This is a genomic window from Mesorhizobium sp. WSM4311, from assembly GCF_002295115.1.
GTDB lineage: Bacteria > Pseudomonadota > Alphaproteobacteria > Rhizobiales > Rhizobiaceae > Mesorhizobium.
In genome coordinates, this window is record NZ_NSFV01000003.1 from 304,830 (window position 1) to 327,233 (window position 22,404).

Here is a 22,404-nt window from a genome sequence, read left to right on the forward strand (position 1 = left end):
CCTAGAGGTCCCTTACCCACTCGGCGTAGCTGTCCTCGCCGAAGCGCATCTCGCGCAACTTGCGGAAGCCTGCCGGGATATGGTCGGCATCGACCGGCGATGCAATGCCATCCTCGCCAATAGCCTCCGGCCCCTGGAACAACACGATGCGATCGACCAGATCTTCGTCGAGGAATGCCTTGGCGACCTGGGCGCCGCCCTCGACCAGCACGCTTGCCATGCCGAGCGCCGCCAGGTCTTCGAGCAGTTCCGGCAAGGCGACGACGCCGTCATGGGTTTCGGTGCCGATGAAGCGTACGCCGGCGCGCTCGAGCGCGGCGCGACGGTGCGGATCGGCTTCAAGACAGGCAGCGACATAAAGCGGCACGCGGTCGACACCGGAAACCAGCTTCGAGGCTTCCGGGAGCCGTATCTGGCGATCGAGGATGATGCGCGCCGGCGAACGGTTCTCCAGCCCCGGCAGACGCACGGTCAGCGCCGGATCGTCTTCCAGCGCCGTGCCGATGCCAATCAGTATGGCGTCGGACTCCGCGCGCATCAGATAGACGTCGCGGCGCGCGATCTCGCCGGTGATTGCGACCTGGCCGGCGCCTTTCCTGCCGATCTGGCCATCGCTCGAAAGCGCAAGCTTCAGCGTCACTTCCGGACGTTTTCGCAGAGATCGAATCAAATAACCCGCCATCTGCTCGGCGGCTTCCGTGGCCAGGACCTTCTCCACCACCTCGATGCCGGCGGCGCGCAGGATGGCATAGCCCTTGCCGGAGACACGCGGATCCGGGTCGCTGGCGGCCCCCACGACGCGCGCAATGCCGGCATTGACCAGCGCGATGGCGCAAGGCGGGGTGCGGCCGTGATGCGCGCAAGGTTCTAGCGTGACATAGGCGGTGGCACCACGCGCGAGCGCGCCGGCCTCGGCCAGCGCCTCGGTCTCGGCATGCGGCCGGCCGCCGACCGCGGTGACACCGGTGCCGACAATCATCGGCCCCGCGCCGTCATCTCGCACGATCAGCGTGCCGACGGAAGGATTGGTGGAGGTGCGGCCGGCATTCCTGCGCGAAAGCCGCAAGGCGGCGGCCATGAAACGACGATCAAGGGCCGCTTGTTCGGCCTCGCTCAGTTGCGATGCTGCCATGCTCAGCCGGCGTCCTCTTCACTCTTGTCTTCGTCGCCCTTCAGCTCGCCCAGGAGTTCATGAAAATCCTTGGCCTCGCGGAAATTGCGGTAGACTGAGGCAAAACGCACATAGGCGACGTCGTCGAGCGACTTCAGCGCCTCCATGACCAGCCGGCCGACCTCGCCGGAGGCCACTTCCGTCTCGCCGGAGCTTTCAAGCTGGCGCACGATGCCGGTCACGGCGCGGTCGATGCGTTCGGGATCGACATTGCGCTTGCGCACCGCGATCTCGACCGAGCGCAGCAGCTTGTCGCGGTCGAACGGCACTTTACGGCCCGACTTCTTGACCACGACCAGATCGCGCAACTGGACGCGTTCGAAGGTGGTGAACCGGCCGCCGCAATCGGGGCAGACACGCCGCCTGCGGATCGCCGCGCCATCCTCGGCGGGGCGCGAATCCTTCACCTGCGTATCTTCGGACTGGCAATAGGGACAGCGCATGGAGAGCCTTGGGTTCGCGAATCTGGTGAGGCGAAAGGCTTAGAGCCTTTCCGACCGGGATTGAAGCCGTTCCGTCTCTTCAACGGACTGCAGCATCAGAGATAGCGGGGCGCGAGGAAGATTGCCAGCGCGGCAACCAGCCAGACGGCGATGCCGCCGGCAACAGCCAGGCGATAGTCGACCTTGTCGATGAACAACCAGCAGGCGCCGAGGAAGGCAAGATAGGCGGGAATTGTCTTCATTCCGGCAAGGCAGGCATCGCGGAAACCGCCCGGATCGCCCTTGGCGCCGACGGCGAGCAAGGCAATGACGGCAAAGGTCGGCGCCAGCGGCAGGATACCTGGCAGGACATTGCCCCGCTTGGACGCCCAGACGATCAGCGCCGTCACCAGCCCGCCGACCACACCCTTCCAGACAATGTCCATCCGCGGTCCCTACTGCGACCGAGCCGTCACGGCGCGACATCCTTGGTCGGGAAGCCGCAAGACGTTCCGAGGTTGCGGTAGGCCTTGGTGAAGCCGTCCATCGGGATGCTGGCGAAGGCCTGCTTGCCGAAAGTCACGTCGAGCGAGACGACCTGACGCATGGCTCGCAGCAGCGCGAGACTGGTCTTGGCCTGGTTGTCGACCGTCCAGCTCGGACGGCCGATGCCGGCATCGTTGGAATAGACCGTTGCCGAAACCTTGACGCCGGGATCGCCGAACGTCGCCGCGATCTTCTTGCCGGTCGGCAGTTGCTTGTTGTCGACGGTGAGCATGATGGCGGGATAGGCATCAGGCGGCAGCGCATCGCCGGTCGAGATCGACAAGGTCAGCGTGCCTGAATTGCCATTCGCGTCGAAGAACGCCGTCGAAGCCGCACAGGTCTTGTGCGCATCCTGGCCGGTATCGAGTGTATCGACCATGGTTGTCCATCGGCCGAAGGTGCTCGTGGCAGGCATGTCCGGAGCGGGCTGTGTCTGCGCCGAAGCGGGCCCACAGACGGCCAGCCAGCCGATAGCGCCGAGTAACGCGATACGAAAATTGCCCATCATCGTTTCTCCAGTTCCATGCGCCACCCGATCAGGGGTGGCGCGCCGCCGGCGGATAAAAGATGACGCTTCGCGCCTGGTCAATCGATAAGGACGGTCAGCCGAGATACGGATAGAGCGGAAAACGATCGGTCAACGCCACGACCTTGGCCTTGACCGCCGCCTCGACCGCGGCATTGCCCTCGTCCGAATTGGCGACCTTGAGACCATCCAGCACTTCGGCGATCAGCTTGCCGATCTCGCGGAATTCGGCCTGGCCGAAGCCGCGCGTGGTGCCGGCCGGCGTGCCCAGGCGCACGCCCGAGGTGACGAAAGGCTTTTCCGGATCGAAGGGAATGCCGTTCTTGTTGCAAGTGATGTTGGCGCGGCCAAGGGCTGCCTCGGCGCGCTTGCCGGTGGCGTTCTTGGGGCGCAAATCGACCAGCATCAAATGGTTGTCGGTGCCGCCGGAGACGATGTCGAGGCCCGTCTCCTTGAGGCTCGAAGCCAGCGCCTTGGCGTTGGCGGCCACACTCTCGGCATAGACCTTGAAGCTCGGCTTAAGCGCCTCGCCGAAGGCCACCGCCTTGGCGGCGATGACATGCATCAGCGGGCCGCCCTGCAGGCCGGGGAACACCGCCGAATTCATCTTCTTGGCAATCTCTTCGTCGTTGCACAGGATCATGCCGCCGCGCGGGCCGCGCAGCGACTTGTGCGTCGTGGTCGTCACCACATGGGCGTGCGGCAATGGCGAGGGATGCACGCCGCCCGCGACCAGGCCAGCGATGTGCGCCATGTCGACCATCAGATACGCGCCGACCGCATCGGCGATCTCGCGAAAGCGCTTCCAGTCCCAGATGCGCGAATAGGCGGTGCCACCGGCCAGGATCAGCTTCGGCTTGGTCTCATGCGCGGTCTTCTCGATCGCGTCCATGTCGAGCAGATGGTCTTCCTTGCGCACGCCATAGGAGACGACCTTGAACCACTTGCCGCTCATGTTGACCGGCGAGCCATGGGTGAGATGGCCGCCGGAATTGAGGTCGAGGCCCATGAAGGTGTCGCCGGGTTGCAGCAGCGCCAGGAACACCGCCTGGTTCATCTGGCTGCCGGAGTTCGGCTGGACGTTGGCGAAATTGCAGCCGAACAGCTTCTTCGCCCGCTCGATGGCCAGTTCCTCGGCCACGTCGACGAACTGGCAGCCGCCATAGTAGCGCTTGCCCGGATAGCCCTCGGCATATTTGTTGGTCATGATCGACCCCTGCGCCTCGAGCACCGCGCGCGAAACGATGTTTTCCGAGGCGATCAGCTCGATCTCGTGGCGCTGGCGACCGAGTTCATTGCGGATGGCACCGAAAATCTCCGGATCGGCGTCTTCCAGCGTGGTTTCGAAGAAGGATTCGAATTTGTTCGACGCTGCCGCTGCTGTTGCCATGGCCTGAAATCCTCCGGTTCGGGGCAATTTGTTTATGCTTATCGTTGCCCCAAAACCGCTGCACACTTTTGGGCGACACGCATTGCCGCGCCATTAACACAGTTGTTTTCGACCCGCCACGTTTGCGGCGCGAAATTTGCTGGCCGGTTTGCGGCAGAGACTGCAAATCCGCAGCCGCCGAGCACCGCCGGTGCTATTTCCGTGTCTGCCTGCCGTTCAAAAGGGCTTCCGTCAGGGTGATCTCGGTGAACAGCGCCCGCGCTGTGTGGTCGTTGATCTCGCCGCGGCGAAGCATGGCGCGCAAGGCGCCACGCTCGGCGGCGATGCCGGCGAGCCTCAGATCGATCTCCAGCCTTCCCGCCTCCCGCACTTCGGCGCGCGCCTCATCGGCCTCGTCGGACGCCGCGATGCGGCGCCGATAGGCCGCGACAATGCCGTTGGCGGCGGCGAGCTTGAGGCCGGGCACATCGCCCTCCTCTTCATCCGTCTGGGCGATGCTTTCGAGGTGGGCGATCGCCGCCTTCGCAGCGCCAACGCGAGCCATGCGTTCCTCGGCGGCGCCGGCGTCTTCGCCGGGCTCGACCAGCCCGCGCGCGATCACCGGCAAGGCCAGGCTGGCGATCACAAGGGAGCAGATGATGACGCCGGCGGCGAGGAAGATGACCAGGTCGCGCGCGGGGAATGGCGAACCGTCCTGGAGGGCCAGCGGCAGCGACAATATGCCGGCCAGCGTGATGGCGCCGCGCACGCCCGAGACCGACCCGGCGAGCCGCACGCGCAGGCCGAACGGTTCGGTCTTACGCTTGCCGAGCCGCGCCGCAAAACCCGCCGTAATGTCGCCGATCCAAATCCAGACGAAGCGGAGCGCGATCAGGCAAAGGGTCAGCAGAAGGACCGTCAGCACCGGCTCGAGCAGCCAATGGCGGCTGGACAGCTCCGGTGGCACCTTGCGGATGATTTCGGGAAGCTGCAGGCCGAGCACTATGAACAGCGCGCCGTTGAAGACGAAGGAAAACGTCGTCCACAGCGAGATCGTCTGCATGCGCGCCGAGACGCCGAGAAAGCGGAATATGCCGGTGCTTCCGGTCAAGAGACCGGCGGTCACCGCGGCCAGGATGCCCGAGGCCCCGAAATGCTCGGCGCCGAGATAGGCGACGAAGGGAAGCAGGACGGTGATCAGCACCTGCGCCTCGGCGGGCACGCCGCCTATGCGGTTGAGGAGTTGCAGCGTCTTGGCGGCGACGAACAAGGCCGCCACGCCGGCCAGGATACCGACCGCCACTGCGTAGACAAAACTCAGCGAAGCGGCGGCAAAGGAAAAACTGCCGGTCAATGCCGCCGCGACGGCAAAGCGAAACATGACCAGGCCCGACGCATCGTTGAGCAGGGACTCGCCTTCCAGAATGTGCATCAGCCGCGCCGGGACGACGTTCCTGTCGACGATCGAGGAGACGGCCACCGCATCGGTCGGCGACAGCACGGCCGCGAGCGCGAAGGCCACGACCAGCGGAATGCTCGGCACCAGCCAGTGCAAGGCATAGCCGAAACCGACAATGGTGAAAAAGACGAGGCCGATGGCAAGGTCGAGGATCGGCCCGCGCAGGGCCATCAGCTCGCGCTTGGGCGCGCCGAAGGCATCGCTGAACAGCAGCGGCGGAATGAACACCAGCAGGAACAGCTCCGGATCGATCTCGACATGAATGCCGCGCACCGGCCAGGCAAGGGCAGCACCTATGGCGATCTGCAGGACCGGCAGCGGCACCCGCACCAGCCGCACCAGCGCGCCGGAAACAGCGACGAAGACCAGCACGACGAGGACGAAGATAGCGGCTTGCATGGCACGATTCCGGCTGTTTTGCGAACCATGCGCAATCGTCGTCCTCGCGTCCAGACAGCGCCGGAACGGCGATGGCCGAGGCCGGCCTATGTTTGCGGTATAGAAAAAGCGGACCGCGCGGACGGCAGGCCGTCCATGCAAAAGGCGTTGCCCAAGCGACCGTCCGCTTCCGCGTCAACAATGTTGCAAACTCGGCGCCGTCAACCGCGCGCAAGCGATGGCGCGGTTGGTCAACCAACGGCTGATCTAACCACCCTGCAAACGAAAGGCCGCCCCTTCGAACGGCCTTTCGTCAAAATTGTCAGTCTCTTAGAGTGAAGAGGTAATCTGCAGTTCGCTGGCGCCGTCGAGCGCGTAGACGTCGTCGCGGAACTGCACGACCCCCGGGGCCGTCGACCAGGCCGAGAGATAGAGGAAGTGGACCGGAACCGGGTTGGTGACCTGGATCGGCGTGTTTTCGCCGGTCTTGATCGCCGCCTCGAAATGCTGACGGTCCCAGCCCGGCGTGTCGCGCAGGATCCAGGTGACGAGGTCGCGCACATTCTGCACGCGCACGCAGCCCGAGGAATCGAAACGCATCATCTTGCCGAAAAGGCTCTGCTGCGGCGTATCGTGCATGTAGACGCCGTCGGGGCTGGGGAAATTGATCTTGACCGAGGCCATCGCGTTGCCCGCGCCAGGATCCTGGCGGAAGCGATACTTGGCGGCGTCGTCGGTCGACCAGTCGACAGTGAGCGGATCGACCTCGCTGCCGTCCGGCGCGAACAGGCGGATATGGCTGTCCTTCAGATAATCGGGATTCTTGCGCATCAGCGGAATGATGTCCTTGCGCACAATCGAGACCGGCGCGTTCCAGTACGGATTGACGATGATCTCGTTGATCTTGGAATTGACGATCGGCGTCTGCCGATCGATCTTGCCGACGATCGCGGTGTGGCGGAGCACGACACGGTCGTTCTCGACCGCTTCGATCTGCGCGGCCGGAATGTCGACCAGCACGTAGCGGCTGCCGAGCGTCCCGGCCTTCTCCTTGAGCCGCTGCAGGTTGGTCTGCAACTGGCCAAGCCGGATCTGCGCCGAAACGTTCATCGCGGCATAGGTGTACTTGCCCATGGAGCCGTCGGCCGGCAGGCCATGGCGCAACTGGAAGCGCTTGACCGCCGAGTCGACATAGGAATCGAAGGCGGTCGAGATGCCGGCGCTCTGCGACAGATCGCCCGCAGCCATCAGACGCTTGCGCAGCGGCACGACATCGGGATCATCGACACCGAGCTGCAGTTTCTTGGTTGCGGGGACCTCTGCCCAGCCGCCCTGCCCGACGATGTTTTGGTACTGCGCGACCGCCTGCTCGGTGAAGGCGACGGTCTGCGGGCTGAAGATCGGCAGCGTCGAGGCCACTTTGCCGCCTTCGCTGGCGCGAGCGTCGAACTGGTCGTCCCAATTGCCGCGGGCCGAGGATTTCAGGATATCCCCGATCACATCCTGCGCGCTCGCACGGCCGGCCACCATGGCGGCGGCGAGCAATGAGGCTCCGGAAAGGAAAAAGCGGCGGCTGGTTCTCATGGACGTTCCAGACATTCTTGTAGCATTCGATCAGGGGCGATTTTGCCCGCACTCTAAAGTTGGCAATCTTAACAATTAGCCAACCATGTCCGCATCGGTTCGGCCACAAACGCGTGACGCACCGTCCGGTTCCAGGTGAACGCACACAGCCTTGACCGCAGCTTCACCGGCATCCTCGGTTCCATTGGAATATGGCGGCAACGTGGCCTTGGCCCGCGATTTGCATCGGGCGACGCAGCGAAATGAAGAGCCCGTGCTTTTTCGGTACCGACGCGCGATCGGCGGCCGCGACATCGACCGATGAACCGCAGGCCGATGATGATACACTGACAAGCCAGTCCAAAGCGAGGAATGAGACCATGCCTGGTGTCCTTTCAGTCGTCGCGGCCTTCGCTTTGGCCGGAGGTCCAAACGGCAGCAGTCCAACGCCGGAGGAGACGGTCGCCTATTTCGTGCACGGCCTGGAACAGGGCGCGATCCCCAAATACGGGCAGCAGGCCGACGAACCGATGAAGCAGGTGTCCCGATCGCCGGCTATCTTCACCAGCACGGGCCCGAACGAGGTCGGCGACAAAACCGAAACGATCAGGTTCATCGTCACCAGGCTGGACGATTGCACCTACAAGGCAGAACAGCAGTTCGAGGAGGACGGCGACATCTACTACCGCCTGACCTACGAAGTTCGGCTTGGTAACGTGACCGCCCTGTCGTTCGACAGTCCGCCTTCAACCATCTCGCTCAAGGGACTGGTGAAATCCTGCTCAACCGACACCGAGGGAAGCTGCGACCTGACGCGAGAACCCGAAACAATCGGCCCGTTCTTCGGCGAACCAGGCCCGGCCGAACAGGCGCTTACCTATTTCCACGAGAAATTCTGTCCGCTGAAGCCGTAATCCTATCTGGCTGACTATCGCACGATCCCTCAGCGTGGAGTTGCAACATTTGGGTCCGGACTTGGCTGCGCCCTCAATTCCGAACATCTTTGCAACACCTCATACTGAGGATAGCGCAGGACCTTGCTATCCTCCAGTTTGAGCAACAGTTCCCGTCTCTCATCCGTGCTTTCACCATCCGTACACGACATGTCCAGGATGACGACATCCAGGCGGTTGATCTTCTGCACCTTGTCCAACGTGCAGCCCACCTCCCACATCTCCACTGCCTTGTCGGTAAACGTCACGATCGAGTCATTGTTGTCACATGGGGAACTGCCTTCCGCTGCGAAGGAATCCTTCCAAGGGATCAGGAAAAGAAAAAGGGCCGATGCCTTTCGGCACCAGCCTTGACCAGAGGTCGACATTTCGGCCGCGCTTCTGTGGCGCGGGCCAGATCTGATGTGGATGGCTTACATCCGGTAGGCGATGGTGTCGTTCCAGAAGCGGTCGAGGCGCTGCAAGGCGCGGTTCATCTGCTTGAACTCGTCGGTGTTGATGCCGCCGACCTGCTCGATCGAGCCGACATGGCGCTCATAGAGACCGGCGACGACCTCGGCCACCTCATTGCCCTTCGGGGTCAGCGAAACGCGGACCGAACGGCGGTCGATGCGCGAGCGTTGGTGGTTGATAAAGCCGAGATCGACCAGCTTCTTCAGATTGTAGGAGACATTCGAGCCGAGATAGTAGCCACGCGAGCGCAGTTCGCCGGCGGTCAGCTCGGAATTGCCGATGTTGAAGAGCAGCAGCGCCTGGATGGCATTGATGTCGGAACGGCCGTTGCGGTCGAATTCGTCCTTGATGACATCAAGCAGACGGCGGTGCAGCCGCTCGACGAGCTGCAGCGATTCCATGTACAGCGAGCGGATAGCCTCGCGGCGGTCGTCGGAAACGTTGGCGGTCTTCGCCGCCGGACGCGAATTGATCATTGTCTTTGCCTCTCGTTTGTCGCCCTGGTGATTTTTTGTTTTTCACCTTGATCGCGACACTATCGAATACTCATAAAATTCGACTTAAACGCTAGGGCTAACAAGAGCTTACCGGTAAGAGGTTTCGGAAGAGGCTTAACGAACGGTCACCCGAGTAAGGATAATTAACCTAAAGGCTTAGGCACTTATCGCAGGGCTCAATCCGGGCGTTTGCCAAGTCGTCAACGGCCTCAACGGCTTAGTGCCGGACGGGGCGTTTCTGCAGCCAGATGACGACGCGAAAGACGATGTAGAGCAGCGCCACCGCCGCATGCGAGACGACGATCAGCGGCCGATGGCCAAAAAGCTCGGGAAACCCGGCATACATGACGGTCTCGGTGACCGCGCAGATGAACCAGATCACCGGGCCCCACGAGGCCAGCATCCACAACCCCGCCGCGGCAAAGGGGAAAAACACGGCGAGCATCACCGCCGCCACCTGCCAATGCACCGGCATCAGGTCGAAGCGCCACAGCGGGCCCGGATAGAAGCCGATCAGCTTGATCCAGTACAGGATGCCGAACAGCAGGCAGTAGCCTGATATGACGCGCTGGAACCAGGCGAAGATCACCTCGACCGTCGAGGGCTGCAGGACGACGCGTCTCGACGTCACCTCGTTCATAGCGGGAGTTCCCGTTCGCCGAGCGGGGCGAAATAGGCCTCGACATCCGCCTCGCCGACCGCATCGAGCGTTGCCGGCCGCCATTGCGGCTTCGATCCCTTGTCGATGATGGCGGTGCGGATACCTTCGTAGAAATCGTGGCCGGCAAGCATGCGGTTGAGGATGCGGAACTCCATCTTCATGCACTCGTCCATCGACAAGGTCTGCCCGGCGCTGATCTGCCGCCAGGCGACGCGAAGGCTGGTGGGCGAGCGCGTGCGCATCGTCGCCAGCGTCTTTGCCGCGAATTCGTCGGTGCCCGCCGCGCGGTCCAGGCTATCGATGATATCCTGCAGCGACGGTTGGGCGAAATGGCGGGAGATCGCTTCCAGCGTCGGCCTGTCGGTCTCCCGCTTTGCCGGGACGAAGAAACCGCGCAGCACCGATTCCGGATCGCCGGTAAGCACCAGCCGATCGAGAAAGCTGGCCTGGTCCTCGGCCTTGATGGTGTGGGTGGCCAGCCCCGACCACAGCGCATCGCCATGGCGGATGCGGTTGCCGGTCAGGGCCAGATACATGCCGAACGAGCCGCCAAGGTCGGGCAACAGATGGCTGGCGCCGACATCCGGGAAAAAGCCGATGCCGACCTCCGGCATGGCGAACTGAGCATTCTCGGTCATCACCCGGTGCGAGCCGTGAAAGGAAACGCCGACGCCGCCGCCCATGACGATGCCGTCGATGAGCGCCACATAGGGTTTCTTGAAGCTGTTGATGCGGGCGTTGAGCCTATACTCGTCGGCGAAGAACTCGACCGGCAGCTTTCCAGCCCGGCCGGCTTCATAAATGTGCAGGATGTCGCCTCCAGCCGAAAACGCCCTGCCCTCGGCCTTGACCAGGACGACGTCCACGCCGTCGTCGCGCTCCCAGGCATGCAGGGCCTTGCCCAGCGCCCTGACCATGCGATGGGTGACGGCATTGAGCGCCTGCGGTCGCGTCAGCGTGACGACACCGGCCCTGCCAAAGCGCTCGAAGCGAATTTCGTCGCCTCCATCAAAATCCATCGCCAGAGAATCCCTCCCCCGCGCCTGCGGGACTGAAGTGCTAAAGGCGGCGCATGGGTGCGTCAATGGCAGCAGCCTCCGCGCCGTGGTCTTGGCGACCGGCGGCTGGCGGTGCTACGAAGATCGCCGCCGTTGCAAGCGACGCGCCGATATCGCGCACAGACGGCGTCGGGGAACAGCTGGCCATGCCCGAATTTCTTCGTGCCGTGCTTTTGACGATCGGGGTCATGATCGCTGGCCTGGCGCCTCGTGCCGCATTGGCCATCACGACCGACGATCTCTACCAGTCGCGGACCATCGTCACCGGCCAGGGCGAGGTGAACCGCGGGATAGGCTTCAAGGATTGCCTGGACCGGGTTCTGGTCAGGGTTTCAGGCGATCAACGCCTGCTGGAGAAACCCGAAATGGCGGCTCTGCGCGACAAGGCAGGCGATTTTGTCGACTCCTTCCGCTACCATGACCGGCTGGAGGGCATTCCGATCCATGACGAGCAAGGCACGCATGACCGGCCGCATGATCTGACCTGTCTCTACAAGCCCGCCACGGTCAACAAGCTGCTCGCGCAGCTTGGCAGCAAGCCCTGGCTTGGCGAACGGCCAACGCTCGCCGTCTTTCTCACCGTCGAACAGGGCGCGAGGCATTTCGCGCTCAGCGCCGAGGAGGAGCGTGGCAAGACGATGCGCGAGTCTTTCGCCAATGCCACCGATCCGCTGTTGATGCATGTCGTATTTCCGAAGGCGGTACAGCTGGCCGAGCTGGGCGAAAAAGGGCTGCGCACCGACGACATGGCAAGGCTGGATCTGCTGGCCAAACAGGCCGGTGGCGCGCAAGCGCTCGCTGGCAGCATCGTCTGGAGCGACAAGGATCTCGGGTGGATCGCCGATTGGCGCCTGGCCGATCACGGCAAGACCTATCGCTGGCGGGTGCGTGGCGTCAGCTTCGACGAGGCGTTCCGCGTGGCAATTGGCGGCGCCGCGCAGGTTCTTTCGGGTAATGGGCAGCCCTGACCGGATAGATATGGCGGGACGCGCCCATCTCGGCTTTGCCGATCTGCCCACAAGGCGGAGATTGGCGGCTTCGGCCTGGCACAATCGTGTCGCATTGGTCAGCGGCAAGGGCTCGTGATAAAACCTGCTGATCCGGAGTATTGGCCATGAACAAATTCACCCCGACAAAGCCAGCCGGCGCACGCAGCGTCGACGACGTGACCGGCAGCCGCCGCCTGCGCCGCATGCGCAAGGCCGACTGGTCGCGCCGTCTGGTCCAGGAGAACCGGCTTTCGGTCGACGACCTCATCTGGCCGATCTTCGTTGTCGAGGGCAGGAATGTGCGCGAGCCGATCGCCGCCATGCCGGGCGTTTTCCGCCTGTCGGTCGATCTTGCCGTCAAGGAGGCCGAACGCGCGGCCAAGCTCGGCATTCCGGCACTCGCCACCTTCCCCAATGTCGAACTGGCCTTGCGCGACCAGACCGGCTCGCACATTCTCGACCCGGAAAACATCATCAACCGCGCCACTCGCGCGATCAAGGACGCGGTGCCCGGGATCGGCATCATCACCGACGCGGCGCTCGACCCGTTCACCAGCCACGGCCATGACGGCATCCTGCGCGACGGCATCATCGTCAACGACGAAACGGTCGAACAGGTCGCGGCGGCGGCCGTCATCCAGGCAGCGGCCGGCGCCGACATCATCGCGCCATCCGACATGATGGACGGCCGGATCGGCGCCATACGCGACGCGCTCGACGCCAACGGTTTTCAGGACGTCGCGATCATGTCCTATGCGACGAAGTTCGCCTCGGCCTTCTACGGCCCCTATCGCGAGGCCGTCGGCACCGCAGGCCTGCTCAAGGGCGACAAGAAGACCTATTACATCGACCACGCCAATTCGGATGAGGCGGTGCGCGAGGCCGAGCAGGACATCGCCGAGGGCGCGGACATGCTGATGGTCAAGCCCGGCCTGCCCTATCTCGACATCATCCGCCGGCTCAAGGACGAATTCCAGATGCCGACCTTCGCCTACCAGGTGTCGGGCGAATATTCGATGATCAAGGCGGCGGGAGCCAATGGCTGGATCGACGGCGAGAAGGCGATGCTGGAATCGCTGCTCGCCTTCAAGCGCGCCGGCTGCGACGGCATCTTGACCTATTTCGCGCCCGAAGTGGCCGAAATGCTGAAGGGGTAGTCCGGCCTGGCCGGCAAAGCCTTTCAGTAGACGTCACCAATCTTTCGACCGGTCGGCATTTCTTTCGAATTCCCGCAGACAAAAACCGGCAGCCCCGGCTATGATAGCCGCACGGCCGGAGACGGCCGGCAGCCCGCACGTCGCCAGGAGGCATGGCGAACGCCTCCAGGATACGTCCTGACCCGCTTCACCCGTCGGGCGATCGGCGGCCGTCCCAGCGGCCGGTTGTGATCCGAATCGATCGTCACGAAACGATAGGGACATCGCTTGGAGGCGAGATCCGGGTATGTGTCTTTTTCCCCTTGGAAAATAGCGCTTGCAATTTGCAATTGGTTTGCTAAACAACAACCGATTGCAAAACGCAACTGGTTATCGAGGAGGCTTTCATGTCCATGCTGCGTGTCAACGCATTCACCCTATCGCTCGACGGCTATGGCGCCGGCCCCGATCAGGATCTGCAAAATCCGCTCGGCATCGGCGGGGAATCCTTGCACAAGTGGTTTATCGACACCCGCACCTTCCGTGAGATGGTGCTCGGGCAAGAGGGCGGCACCACCGATATCAACGAGGCGTTCGCGGCGCGCAGTTTCGAAAATGTCGGCGCCTGGATCCTCGGCCGCAACATGTTCGGGCCGATCCGCGGCGAATGGCCTGACGACAGCTGGAAGGGCTGGTGGGGCGACAACCCGCCCTACCATGTGCCGGTGTTCGTGCTGACGCACCACGCGCGGGCACCCATCACGATGGAAGGCGGCACGACCTTTTATTTTGTGACCGACGGCATCCATTCGGCGCTCGAGCAGGCGAAGGCCGCGGCGGGCGGCAAGGATGTGCGGATCGGCGGCGGGGTCGCCACCATCCGGCAATATCTGCAGGAGAGCTTGATCGACCAGATGCATCTGGCAATCTCGCCGGTGTTGCTTGGCAAGGGCGAGCACCTCTTCGCCGGCCTGGATATGTTGAGGCTTGGCTATCAATGCACCGAGCAGGTGGCGACGGCGCTTGCCACGCATGTGGTGATCAAGCGGGCGTAGTTACAGCGCTTTCTCCCCGCCAGCGGCAATTTCATCAGAACAGGACTGGCTGCGCAACGCCAACGATCGAAGTCAGCGCCGCCCCTCATCCGCCCTTCGGGCACCTTCTCCCCGTGAAACGGGGAGAAGGAAAAGGTGTTCAATACTTCTCCGGCACGTAGAGCTCGCGCGGCAGCGTCTGGCGCTCGTATTCTGGGTTGAAGACGCGTTCCGGCAGCGTGATCTCCTCGTGCGGCACCTCTTCATACGGCATCTGCTTGAGCAGATGATCGATGCAGTTCAGCCGCGCCCGCTTCTTGTCATTGCCCTCGACGATGAACCAGGGCGCCTCGGGAATGTTGGTGCGGGCGAAGGTCTCTTCCTTGGCCTTGGTGTACTGCTCCCAGCGCACGCGCGACTGCAGATCCATCGGCGACAGTTTCCACTGCTTCATCGGGTCATGGATGCGCATCAGGAAGCGCATCTGCTGCTCCTCGTCGGTGATCGAGAACCAGTATTTGACCACGGTGATGCCGGAGCGCACCAGCATCCGCTCGAACTCGGGAACGTCGCGGAAGAATTCCTCGACCTGGCCGCCATCGGCAAAGCCCATCACCCGCTCGACGCCGGAGCGGTTGTACCAGGAGCGGTCGAACAGCACGATCTCGCCGCCCGCCGGCAGATGCGGGACATAGCGCTGGAAATACCATTGCGACTTCTCGCGCTCGGTCGGCGCCGGCAGCGCCACGACACGGCAGATGCGCGGGTTGAGCCGCTGGGTTATGCGCTTGATGACGCCGCCCTTGCCCGCGGAGTCACGGCCCTCGAAAATCACCACCAGCTTCTTCTTATGATAGGCGACCCAGGACTGCAGCTTGATCAGTTCGGACTGCAAGGTGATCAGGTCGCGAAAATATTGCATGCGGTCGATCGAAGGCGGATGCGCGTTCTTGTAGATCTTGGCGATCTCCATCGACAGCGCCGGCTCCGACATTTCGAGCTCATAGTCTTCGTCGAGCGTGTCGGCGAGCTCGGCTTCGAGCCAATCCTTGGCGGGAGAATTCTGTCTTTGCTCAGTCATTTGCACTGCTCCGCTTGCAAGCCCTGTCGGTTCCCATACGGCGCCCAAATTGCTGGCTAGCGGCCTGGAAGGGAAACACCTGAGCCGACTTCAATATAGAGCGGCAGTGACGGTTTTATTGCAGCCGGACGCTATAGCGGCCGCAGCGGCGTCCGCCATGTCCAATCGATCCATCGCCATGGCATGGCGACAAGCCGGCCGAATTGTCCTACAAATCCTCTGTCGCATTCCGGGCTGCCCTTTGGCCCCGCCCCCATTTAACGCAATCGCGAGGACTGACATGGAATACCGCATCCTTGGCCGTTCCGGCCTGAAGGTTTCGACACTGACTTTGGGCACCATGACCTTCGGCGGCACCGGGCCCTTCGCCGCGGTCGGCAACAGCGATCTTGGCGAAGCCAAGCGCATGATCGACATGTGCATCGATGCCGGCATCAATCTCATCGACACGGCCAATGTCTACTCCAACGGCCTGTCGGAGGAGATCATCGGCGAGGCACTCGGCGGCAAGCGCAGGAACGACGTGCTGATTGCCTCCAAGGCGCGCATGCGGATCGGCAGTGGACCGAACGACGAAGGCCTGTCGCGCCACCACCTGATCCGCGAATGCGAGAAGAGCCTGAAGCGGCTGAAGACCGACGTCATCGACATCTATTTCGTTCACCAGTGGGACGGGCTTACCCCGGTCGAGGAAACGGTCGCGGCGCTCGACACTTTGGTCAACCAGGGCAAGGTGCGCTATATCGGCTGCTCCAACTGGTCCGGGTGGCAGGTGATGAAGGCGCTGTCCGTCAGCGACAGCCGTCACCAGCAGCGCTTCGTCACCCAGCAAATCCACTACACGCTGGAGGCACGCGAGGCGGAATATGAACTGCTGCCGATCTCGGTCGACCAGGGGCTGGGCGTGCTGGTCTGGAGCCCGCTCGCCGGCGGCCTGCTGTCCGGCAAATACCACCGCGACAGCCCGACCGCACGGCAACTCGCCGGCTGGTCCGAGCCGCCGATCCGCGACGAGGACCGGCTCTGGCGGATCGTCGATGCGCTGGTCGAGATCGGCAAGGCTCGCGGCGTATCGGCCGCGCAGGTGGCGCTGGCCTGGCTACTCGGCCGTCCCGCTGTCTCCTCGCTGGTGATCGGCGCCCGCAACGATGCCCAGCTCAAGGACAATCTCGCGGCCGCAAGCCTGGCGCTCAGCCCTGAGGAACGCCAGCGCCTCGACGCGGTCAGCCGGCCGCCCGTGCTCTACCCCTATTGGCACCAGCAATTGACGGCCAAGGATCGCTTCGGCCCTGCCGACACGGTTCTCGACCGCAGCGTCATCTGACCATCAGGCGGAGGCGCGCTTGCCCTCGATGAAGCGCCAGAGCTCGGGATCGGGCTCGATCTGGCCGCTGAGCACGAAGTATTTGTAGAGCACGAGCAGGGAGATCGCCTGCTCGTCTCGCTCGTTGGAGAATTTCCGGCAATAGGCATTGGCCGCGGCAATGATGCGCTCTGCCTGCGCCGGATGTCGTTCGAAATGGCGCACCTTTTCGCCGAGATCGGCGAAATCCGGATCGAGCGGCACATAGTGGACATTGGCCTCGAGCTGGCGCTCCGCGAACCATGTCTCGTATGTCGGCGGCGGCATCAGGCAAAGCGACTTCGAGCTCAAGATCCATTTGAGGTTGGTCGCCACGTCATTGCCCTCGAGCGAGACGATGTAGCGGTAGCGCTGGTGCTGGCTGATGCTGAGAAAGGGCTTGGCGTATTCGGCTGGTGCGTTCGGCTTGTGCGAGCCGGCATCGCAGAATGGCAGGTCGCGCACCGCTTGCAGAAACCGTGTCCTGATCGGATTGTTGAGATCACCGCGCCAGACCACCATAGGCAACTTGTCGGCGAACGAGATGGTGTCAGCCGGCATCTGGAAGTGACGGAATTTGTCGAGCTTCATGATGACAGCGTTCTGGTCGTCATCACGAATCGGCCTATCCTTGACGATCGTCGGCACCTTCGGCACGTCCCTGACGTCGCCGAATTCGACGTCGATGAGCAATCCGGGATCGAAATAGCGGGCGAATTCCTTCAGGTCGTAATAGTACATGGTCGGCGTGAACGGCAGTTTGCTGATGCGCACCGCATTGGCGCTTGGCGCGAAACCGTCCTGCAGCTTGTTGTAGTACTTCAACCGCCGCCGCGCCGCCTCGTCGGAACGCATGGCCTGTTCGAGGCGAGCAGCCAGCCTGCGGCGGAACAGGGCTTGGGGAATGACATCGCGCACGACGTTTCGCGCATAGTAGAAAACCCGTGCCGACGTCCGCGCAATTGTAGCCATGATTCACTTGGTCAAAACAAACGGGCAGCACTCAAATACGCTGGCGCCCCGCGTTTCCTACACCATTATGGCGCCGATCTGGCAAGCCCCTCGATCTCCGGGGCCGCGCCCGTGCACTGTCGTTTCAGCTGTTGTGTTTGACGGCTAATGCTCCTAGGCAGGGTCGGAGCCGCAAGGCAGGTCAAAAGGAGCCGATATGGCACGAGCACCAAACTACGATCAGGAACGCAAGGAACGCGACCGGCAGAAGGCGGCGAAGAAAGCCGAAAAGCTGGCGGCCAAGGTTGCCGCGCGCGAACGTTCCAAGCCCGAGGCAGAGATCGAAAACGAAACGGCGGAATGACGGCAAAAGGCCCGCATATGCGGGCCTCGCGTCAATCCAGGCTGTGGTCCTGCGTCAGGCAGGAGCCTTGTCGCTGACAAAAACGTCCACTTCGCGCGCCGCGGCGATAAAGGCGCGCCGCGCGTTCATCGCCGGCTTGTCGCCGGCCAGTGCGTCGTGGCAGGCCTGCAGCGCCGCGCGATGCTTGGGACTGCGCTTGCCTGGCCAGCTGTTGAGTAGATATTCGGATGCCTCGCGGGCCGTTCGCAAGAGCTGGGTGCTTCCCGCCGTGACGGACTTGACGGTCACTGGTGTTTCAAATCGGTTGTTTTCCATCGCCGCTCTTACGCCATCGGCGTCCGTGAAGCGAGGCCGAAAGTGCGCTTGGCGCGAGGCGTCGCCTGTTTTTGCCGGCGAGCGCCCTGCCCCATAGCGGTGCTAAGCAGCGACGACGGCAAATCCCCTGGCGCGAAGGCCGCGCCGGTCGTTGGCGAGCGACGTCACCAGCCGGTCGCGGCTGCCGACGATGTGCGCAGAAAGCAGGCGGGCCGCTTCATCGGCATCGCCAAGGCGTGCCGCGGCCAGAATGGCGCGGTGTTCGGCCCAGGCGCGACCAAGGGCCGCTTCGTCACGCACTTCCAGCCAGCGAGCGCGCGACAGGCGCGTCATGGCATCGCGCACCGCCCTGAACAGAAATTCGTTGCCCGACAGGCGCGCCAGCTCGATGTGAAAATCCATGCCGACACGATGCCACTCCTCGCGCGGCGTATTGTCGTCGCAGGAATCGAGCATCGCCTCGATCACGTCGATGGTGCTGCTTTCGGCATGCGTGCATGTCAGCCGGACAGCCGCGACCTCGACTGCTTCGCGATAGACCGCGATCTGCTCGAGCTCGGCAAGGTTGATGGGCGATACCGTCCAGCCGCGGCCATCCCTGCCGACCAGCCCCTCGGTCTCCAGCCGCAGAAGTGCTGCCCTGACCGGCGTGCGCGAGGCGCCGAAGCGGCCTTCGATCCAACGCTCGGTCAATTTCTCGCCTGGACCGATCTCAAGCCCCAGGATCATCTCGCGCAACTGCCGTTCGACATTCTGCATCTGCGACATAGCGCTTCCTTGTTCCGAAGCCGCATTGACAGCAGCCGGGTTGGAGTTCATGACGGATACCAGTTTGGTATCCCAAAATGGTATCCGCAACAAGCGCTGATATCGGGCAGGCAGGACATGACACAGGAAGACACGCAACAGAGCGGCTACAACATCCACTGGCGGCGCAATCTCGCCGTCTGTTTCGGTGGCTCGTTCAGCACGCTCATCGCCATGACCCTGCTGTTGCCCTTCCTGCCGCTTTACGTCGAACAGCTCGGCGCGCAAGGCCATGCCGCCATCGTGCAATGGTCCGGCATCGCCTATGGCGCCACCTTCTTCGCCGCGGCCTTGGTCGCGCCCTTGTGGGGACGGCTGGGCGACCGCTACGGCCGCAAGGTGATGCTGGTGCGCGCCAGCTTCGGCATGGCGATCTGCATGTCGCTGACAGGCATGGTCGAGACGGTCTGGCAACTGGTGCTGCTGCGCCTGCTGATCGGCTTTGCCGGCGGCTATTCCTCGGGGTCGACCATATTGGTGGCCATGCAGACGCCCAAGGACCGTTCCGGCTGGGCGCTGGGCGTGCTGTCTGCGGGAATAACGGCGGGCTCGCTGGTCGGGCCCCTGCTTGGCGGTGCGCTGCCGCCAGTGATCGGCATTCGCGCCACCTTCCTTCTGTCCGGCGGCGTCATCTTCCTTGCCTTCCTGGCAACGACCTTCCTCATCAAGGAGACCCCGCGCCCGAAGCCGGTAAAGGCGGGATCTGGCGCCAGGCCGAAAAGCGGCTGGTCACGGATTCCAGACAAGCGCCCGGTCGTGGCCATGCTGATAACCGGTATGCTGCTAGCCTTCGCCAACATGTCGATCGAGCCGATCATCACCGTCTATGTGCAGCTGCTCATCGAGGATCAGAGCCGGGTGACGATGGTCGCCGGCGTGGTGATGTCGGCGGCGGCGCTGGGCACCATCCTGTCGGCGTCCTGGCTCGGCAAGCTCGCTGACCGCGTCGGTCACTGGAACGTCGTCGTCGGGGCGCTGACCGTCTCGGCCCTGCTGCTGATACCGCAAGCCTTCGTCACCAATGGCTGGCAACTGATCGGCCTGCGCTTCCTGATGGGTCTGGCGCTCGGCGGCTTGCTGCCCTGCATCACCAGCGTCATCCGCCACAACATCCCGGACGGCGTCGGCGGCAATGTGCTTGGCCTGGCGATCTCGGCGCAGTATGTCGGGCAGGTTGCGGGACCATTGACCGGCGGCTTCGTCGGCGGTCATTTCGGCATGCGGGCGGTGTTTCTCGGCACATCGGCGCTGATGGCCGGCGGCGCCGTCTACAACTGGATCGTCCAGTCGCGGCGCATACGGCATATGGCGCTGGAAGCAAGTGAGTCCTGAGAGCGTTAGAGGGAGCTGGCCGACATGAATTCCGCCGAACCAAGCGCCAGCCGTCTCCTCGTGCTTGCCGGCGGTCTCTCCGGCGCGGCGGGCGTGGCGCTGTCGGCAGCGGCCGCGCACCGCGGCGGCGCCTTTACCGGCACGGCCGCGTCGTTCCTCTTGATGCACGCGCCTGTCTTCCTCGCCGTCGGCCTCATCGGCGCGAATCGCTGCCTGCGGATCGCGAGCCTCGTCCTGCTTGCCGGGCTCCTGCTTTTCGCGGGCGATCTCCTCGCCCGCGATTTCCTCGGATCGAGACTGTTTCCGATGTCGGCGCCAATCGGAGGCACCCTGCTCATCGCCGGCTGGCTGGGGATAGCGATCTCCGCCCTGGTGCGTCCGCGTTCCTGAGACCGACTACGCGGGTATCAATCCTTGGGACGTTCGGTACGTACCCAAAGATCGCGATTGCGCGCGGCCGGCTTCGTCAGGCGCCGCACCCTCGGCCGCTCGGCGGCCGGGGCGATGCCCCAGTAGTTGCGATAGATGTCCTCGAACAAATGCTTGATGGGATGCATGGTTCTTCTCCCTTTGAATTGAATCGATCCAATCAGTGAGCAAAAAATGCGTCGCTTAGCTGCACTTGCGCTCCACAAGGAAGCGAAGATCGCGAATCCAAGGGCCGGTCCTGCCCCGGCGCCTGGAGCTGTTGGCGGATCCGATCCGCCAGCCGTTGCGGTAGATGTCTTCGAACAGATAATTGACGGGATGCATGGCTACCTCCTCCTTGTCACTCAGCAGAGGCAAATCTGCAGTTTGGATCGATTCAAACATAGTCTTCAAGGCATCTTCGGTCAAGCAAAATTTGAATCGATCCAACGAAAATGCTAGATGCAAATCCGGAACGTGCTAAATGCATGTCAGGAGGCACGCACAATGGCGTCACTCACCGCAGGCAATCGAAGACCCGTCCGGCTGGCCGACATCGCCAAGGCCGCCGGTGTTTCGCACGGCACCGCATCCAATGTCTTCAGCCGCCCGGAGATCGTGCGCGAGGAAGTCCGCGAAAGGGTAAAGGCGGCGGCCGAGGCGATGGGCTATGGCGGGCCGGATCCCAAGGGCCGCCTGTTGCGGGCGGGCAAGGTCAACGCCATCGGCGTTGCCACGGCCGAACCCCTCTCCTACTTCTTCGACGATCCCTTCGCGCGCGTCATGATGGCGAGCATCTCGCAGGCCTGCGACGCTACGGGAGCCGGCATCTCCCTGGTCTCGGCCGCCAACAATGAACAACTGGCCTGGAACATCCAGAGCGCCTTGGTCGACGGCTTCATCGTCTTCTGCATCGAAGGCGGCTCGCGCCTCGTGGAACTGGCACGCGAGCGCAAATTGCCCTTCGTGGCGCTCGACCTGGACTCCGAGGATGGGGCGGTTGCGGCGATCGGCGTCGACAACATCGCCGGCGCCAGCCTGGCGGCTCGCCATCTGACGGATCTCGGACATCGCCGCTTCGCCGTCCTGGCACTGCCTTTTGCCGACGGCAGGACAGGGCTCGTTTCACCCGAGCAGGTTCGATCCGCGACCTATGCGGGAACGCGCGACCGCCTCACCGGCTATCTCCAGGAACTCTCGCGGGTCGGCATCGACACATCCAAGGTGCCCGTCTACGAGACCGCCAACGATGCGGCCAGCACGAAAGCGGCGCTCGAAACCATCTTCGCCGCCAAGGAGCCGCCCACGGCCATCCTGGCGATGTCGGACAAGATAGCCCTGGTGACGCTCGAATGGCTGAGCGCACGCAAGCTCAACGTCCCAAACGATGTTTCCATCGTCGGGTTCGACGGTGTTCCGGAAGCCGCCATGTCGGAGCCGCCCTTGACCACGATCGCCCAGCCGATCGCCGAAATGGGCCGCCTTGCCGTCAAGGCGATCCTGGAGAGCGACGGCAAGGTCAGCCGGCAATTGCTGCCGGTCGAGCTGATCGTGCGCGCCTCGTCGGCTCCCCCGCGCGGCTGAACCGC

The 22,404-nt window shown here is 63.3% G+C and carries 26 protein-coding genes; 9 read left to right on the plus strand and 17 right to left on the minus strand.

Annotated elements, in window-relative coordinates:
* Position 1: 1 nt before the first annotated feature.
* From ribD to CK226_RS08815, 7 genes are all read right to left on the minus strand, one after another.
* Entirely contained in the window at positions 2-1,132 is a 1,131-nt protein-coding gene (gene ribD / locus CK226_RS08785; RefSeq protein ID WP_179301000.1) for a bifunctional diaminohydroxyphosphoribosylaminopyrimidine deaminase/5-amino-6-(5-phosphoribosylamino)uracil reductase RibD, read from the minus strand.
* A gap of 2 nt (positions 1,133-1,134) precedes the next feature.
* Positions 1,135-1,614, minus strand: coding sequence for a transcriptional regulator NrdR (nrdR, locus tag CK226_RS08790; protein WP_010915593.1), 480 nt, complete (start codon positions 1,612-1,614; stop codon positions 1,135-1,137).
* Positions 1,615-1,709: 95 nt separating this feature from the next.
* Positions 1,710-2,039: a GlpM family protein gene (locus CK226_RS08795; RefSeq protein ID WP_019857610.1), complete on the minus strand. Its 330-nt coding sequence runs from the start codon at positions 2,037-2,039 to the stop codon at positions 1,710-1,712.
* 26 nt (positions 2,040-2,065) lie between these two features.
* A complete protein-coding gene (locus CK226_RS08800) occupies positions 2,066-2,518 on the minus strand; it encodes a hypothetical protein (RefSeq protein WP_245317961.1) in 453 nt (150 codons plus the stop codon).
* Positions 2,519-2,741: 223 nt separating this feature from the next.
* On the minus strand, positions 2,742-4,055 hold the full coding sequence (gene glyA, locus CK226_RS08805; protein ID WP_095770440.1) for a serine hydroxymethyltransferase: 1,314 nt from the start codon (positions 4,053-4,055) through the stop codon (positions 2,742-2,744).
* Positions 4,056-4,248: 193 nt separating this feature from the next.
* Entirely contained in the window at positions 4,249-5,892 is a 1,644-nt protein-coding gene (locus CK226_RS08810; RefSeq protein ID WP_095791602.1) for a Na+/H+ antiporter, read from the minus strand.
* A gap of 309 nt (positions 5,893-6,201) precedes the next feature.
* Complete coding sequence (locus CK226_RS08815) at positions 6,202-7,455, minus strand: murein L,D-transpeptidase (RefSeq protein ID WP_095770442.1); 1,254 nt, start codon at positions 7,453-7,455, stop codon at positions 6,202-6,204.
* Positions 7,456-7,646: 191 nt separating this feature from the next.
* Here CK226_RS08815 and CK226_RS08820 point away from each other — a divergent pair, with 191 nt between their 5' ends.
* Positions 7,647-8,348 carry a hypothetical protein gene (locus CK226_RS08820; protein WP_143750382.1) on the plus strand — a complete coding sequence of 234 codons (702 nt, stop codon included), beginning with the start codon at positions 7,647-7,649 and terminating at the stop codon, positions 8,346-8,348.
* A 29-nt stretch (positions 8,349-8,377) separates the two neighbouring features.
* Here the strand turns inward: CK226_RS08820 and CK226_RS08825 are convergent, their stop codons facing one another.
* The 4 genes from CK226_RS08825 to CK226_RS08840 all read right to left on the minus strand — a co-directional run bounded on the left by CK226_RS08825 (position 8,378) and on the right by CK226_RS08840 (position 11,017).
* Positions 8,378-8,755 (minus strand): hypothetical protein, encoded by a 378-nt coding sequence (locus CK226_RS08825; protein ID WP_245437696.1) that lies wholly within the window; start codon positions 8,753-8,755, stop codon positions 8,378-8,380.
* A 45-nt stretch (positions 8,756-8,800) separates the two neighbouring features.
* Positions 8,801-9,316, minus strand: coding sequence for a winged helix DNA-binding protein (locus CK226_RS08830; protein WP_008875359.1), 516 nt, complete (start codon positions 9,314-9,316; stop codon positions 8,801-8,803).
* Between the two features lie 238 nt (positions 9,317-9,554).
* Positions 9,555-9,977, minus strand: coding sequence for a DUF6163 family protein (locus CK226_RS08835; RefSeq protein ID WP_095770445.1), 423 nt, complete (start codon positions 9,975-9,977; stop codon positions 9,555-9,557).
* Positions 9,974-11,017 carry an enoyl-CoA hydratase/isomerase family protein gene (locus CK226_RS08840; RefSeq protein WP_095791604.1) on the minus strand — a complete coding sequence of 348 codons (1,044 nt, stop codon included), beginning with the start codon at positions 11,015-11,017 and terminating at the stop codon, positions 9,974-9,976. Before CK226_RS08840 ends, CK226_RS08835 begins: the two co-directional genes overlap by 4 nt.
* A gap of 185 nt (positions 11,018-11,202) precedes the next feature.
* Between CK226_RS08840 and CK226_RS08845 the strand changes: the two genes are divergently transcribed.
* The 3 genes from CK226_RS08845 (at position 11,203) to CK226_RS08855 (ending at position 14,236) form a co-directional block, all read left to right on the plus strand.
* Positions 11,203-12,024, plus strand: coding sequence for a DUF2066 domain-containing protein (locus tag CK226_RS08845; RefSeq protein WP_095791605.1), 822 nt, complete (start codon positions 11,203-11,205; stop codon positions 12,022-12,024).
* Positions 12,025-12,170: 146 nt separating this feature from the next.
* Positions 12,171-13,202 (plus strand): porphobilinogen synthase, encoded by a 1,032-nt coding sequence (gene hemB / locus CK226_RS08850; protein WP_019857603.1) that lies wholly within the window; start codon positions 12,171-12,173, stop codon positions 13,200-13,202.
* Between the two features lie 386 nt (positions 13,203-13,588).
* Positions 13,589-14,236 (plus strand): dihydrofolate reductase family protein, encoded by a 648-nt coding sequence (locus CK226_RS08855; protein ID WP_095791606.1) that lies wholly within the window; start codon positions 13,589-13,591, stop codon positions 14,234-14,236.
* A 139-nt stretch (positions 14,237-14,375) separates the two neighbouring features.
* On the opposite strand, the gene ppk2 is transcribed toward CK226_RS08855, so the two are convergent.
* On the minus strand, positions 14,376-15,296 hold the full coding sequence (ppk2, locus tag CK226_RS08860) for a polyphosphate kinase 2 (RefSeq protein WP_095791607.1): 921 nt from the start codon (positions 15,294-15,296) through the stop codon (positions 14,376-14,378).
* Between the two features lie 280 nt (positions 15,297-15,576).
* On the opposite strand from ppk2, the gene CK226_RS08865 reads away from it, so the two are divergent.
* On the plus strand, positions 15,577-16,620 hold the full coding sequence (locus CK226_RS08865; protein ID WP_095791608.1) for an aldo/keto reductase: 1,044 nt from the start codon (positions 15,577-15,579) through the stop codon (positions 16,618-16,620).
* Between the two features lie 3 nt (positions 16,621-16,623).
* Here CK226_RS08865 and CK226_RS08870 read toward each other — a convergent pair whose 3' ends face one another.
* Positions 16,624-17,610 (minus strand): glycosyl transferase family 90, encoded by a 987-nt coding sequence (locus CK226_RS08870; RefSeq protein ID WP_095791609.1) that lies wholly within the window; start codon positions 17,608-17,610, stop codon positions 16,624-16,626.
* A gap of 196 nt (positions 17,611-17,806) precedes the next feature.
* Here CK226_RS08870 and CK226_RS08875 point away from each other — a divergent pair, with 196 nt between their 5' ends.
* Entirely contained in the window at positions 17,807-17,953 is a 147-nt protein-coding gene (locus CK226_RS08875) for a hypothetical protein (RefSeq protein ID WP_019857598.1), read from the plus strand.
* A gap of 54 nt (positions 17,954-18,007) precedes the next feature.
* Here CK226_RS08875 and CK226_RS08880 read toward each other — a convergent pair whose 3' ends face one another.
* A complete protein-coding gene (locus tag CK226_RS08880) occupies positions 18,008-18,268 on the minus strand; it encodes a DUF982 domain-containing protein (protein WP_010915577.1) in 261 nt (86 codons plus the stop codon).
* A gap of 102 nt (positions 18,269-18,370) precedes the next feature.
* The gene (locus tag CK226_RS08885; protein ID WP_095770451.1) at positions 18,371-19,036 is read right to left on the minus strand and encodes a GntR family transcriptional regulator; all 666 of its coding nucleotides are present in this window, start codon (positions 19,034-19,036) and stop codon (positions 18,371-18,373) included.
* Positions 19,037-19,153: 117 nt separating this feature from the next.
* Between CK226_RS08885 and CK226_RS08890 the strand changes: the two genes are divergently transcribed.
* Both CK226_RS08890 and CK226_RS08895 read left to right on the plus strand, forming a co-directional pair.
* Entirely contained in the window at positions 19,154-20,407 is a 1,254-nt protein-coding gene (locus CK226_RS08890) for a multidrug efflux MFS transporter (RefSeq protein ID WP_095791610.1), read from the plus strand.
* 24 nt (positions 20,408-20,431) lie between these two features.
* Entirely contained in the window at positions 20,432-20,797 is a 366-nt protein-coding gene (locus CK226_RS08895; protein ID WP_095770453.1) for a DUF423 domain-containing protein, read from the plus strand.
* Positions 20,798-20,814: 17 nt separating this feature from the next.
* Here CK226_RS08895 and CK226_RS34815 read toward each other — a convergent pair whose 3' ends face one another.
* Positions 20,815-20,964 carry a hypothetical protein gene (locus CK226_RS34815; RefSeq protein WP_095770454.1) on the minus strand — a complete coding sequence of 50 codons (150 nt, stop codon included), beginning with the start codon at positions 20,962-20,964 and terminating at the stop codon, positions 20,815-20,817.
* Positions 20,965-21,019: 55 nt separating this feature from the next.
* Positions 21,020-21,220: a hypothetical protein gene (locus tag CK226_RS34340; RefSeq protein WP_143750588.1), complete on the minus strand. Its 201-nt coding sequence runs from the start codon at positions 21,218-21,220 to the stop codon at positions 21,020-21,022.
* Positions 21,221-21,322: 102 nt separating this feature from the next.
* Here CK226_RS34340 and CK226_RS08910 point away from each other — a divergent pair, with 102 nt between their 5' ends.
* Positions 21,323-22,399, plus strand: coding sequence for a substrate-binding domain-containing protein (locus CK226_RS08910; protein ID WP_095788428.1), 1,077 nt, complete (start codon positions 21,323-21,325; stop codon positions 22,397-22,399).
* Positions 22,400-22,404 lie beyond the last annotated feature (5 nt).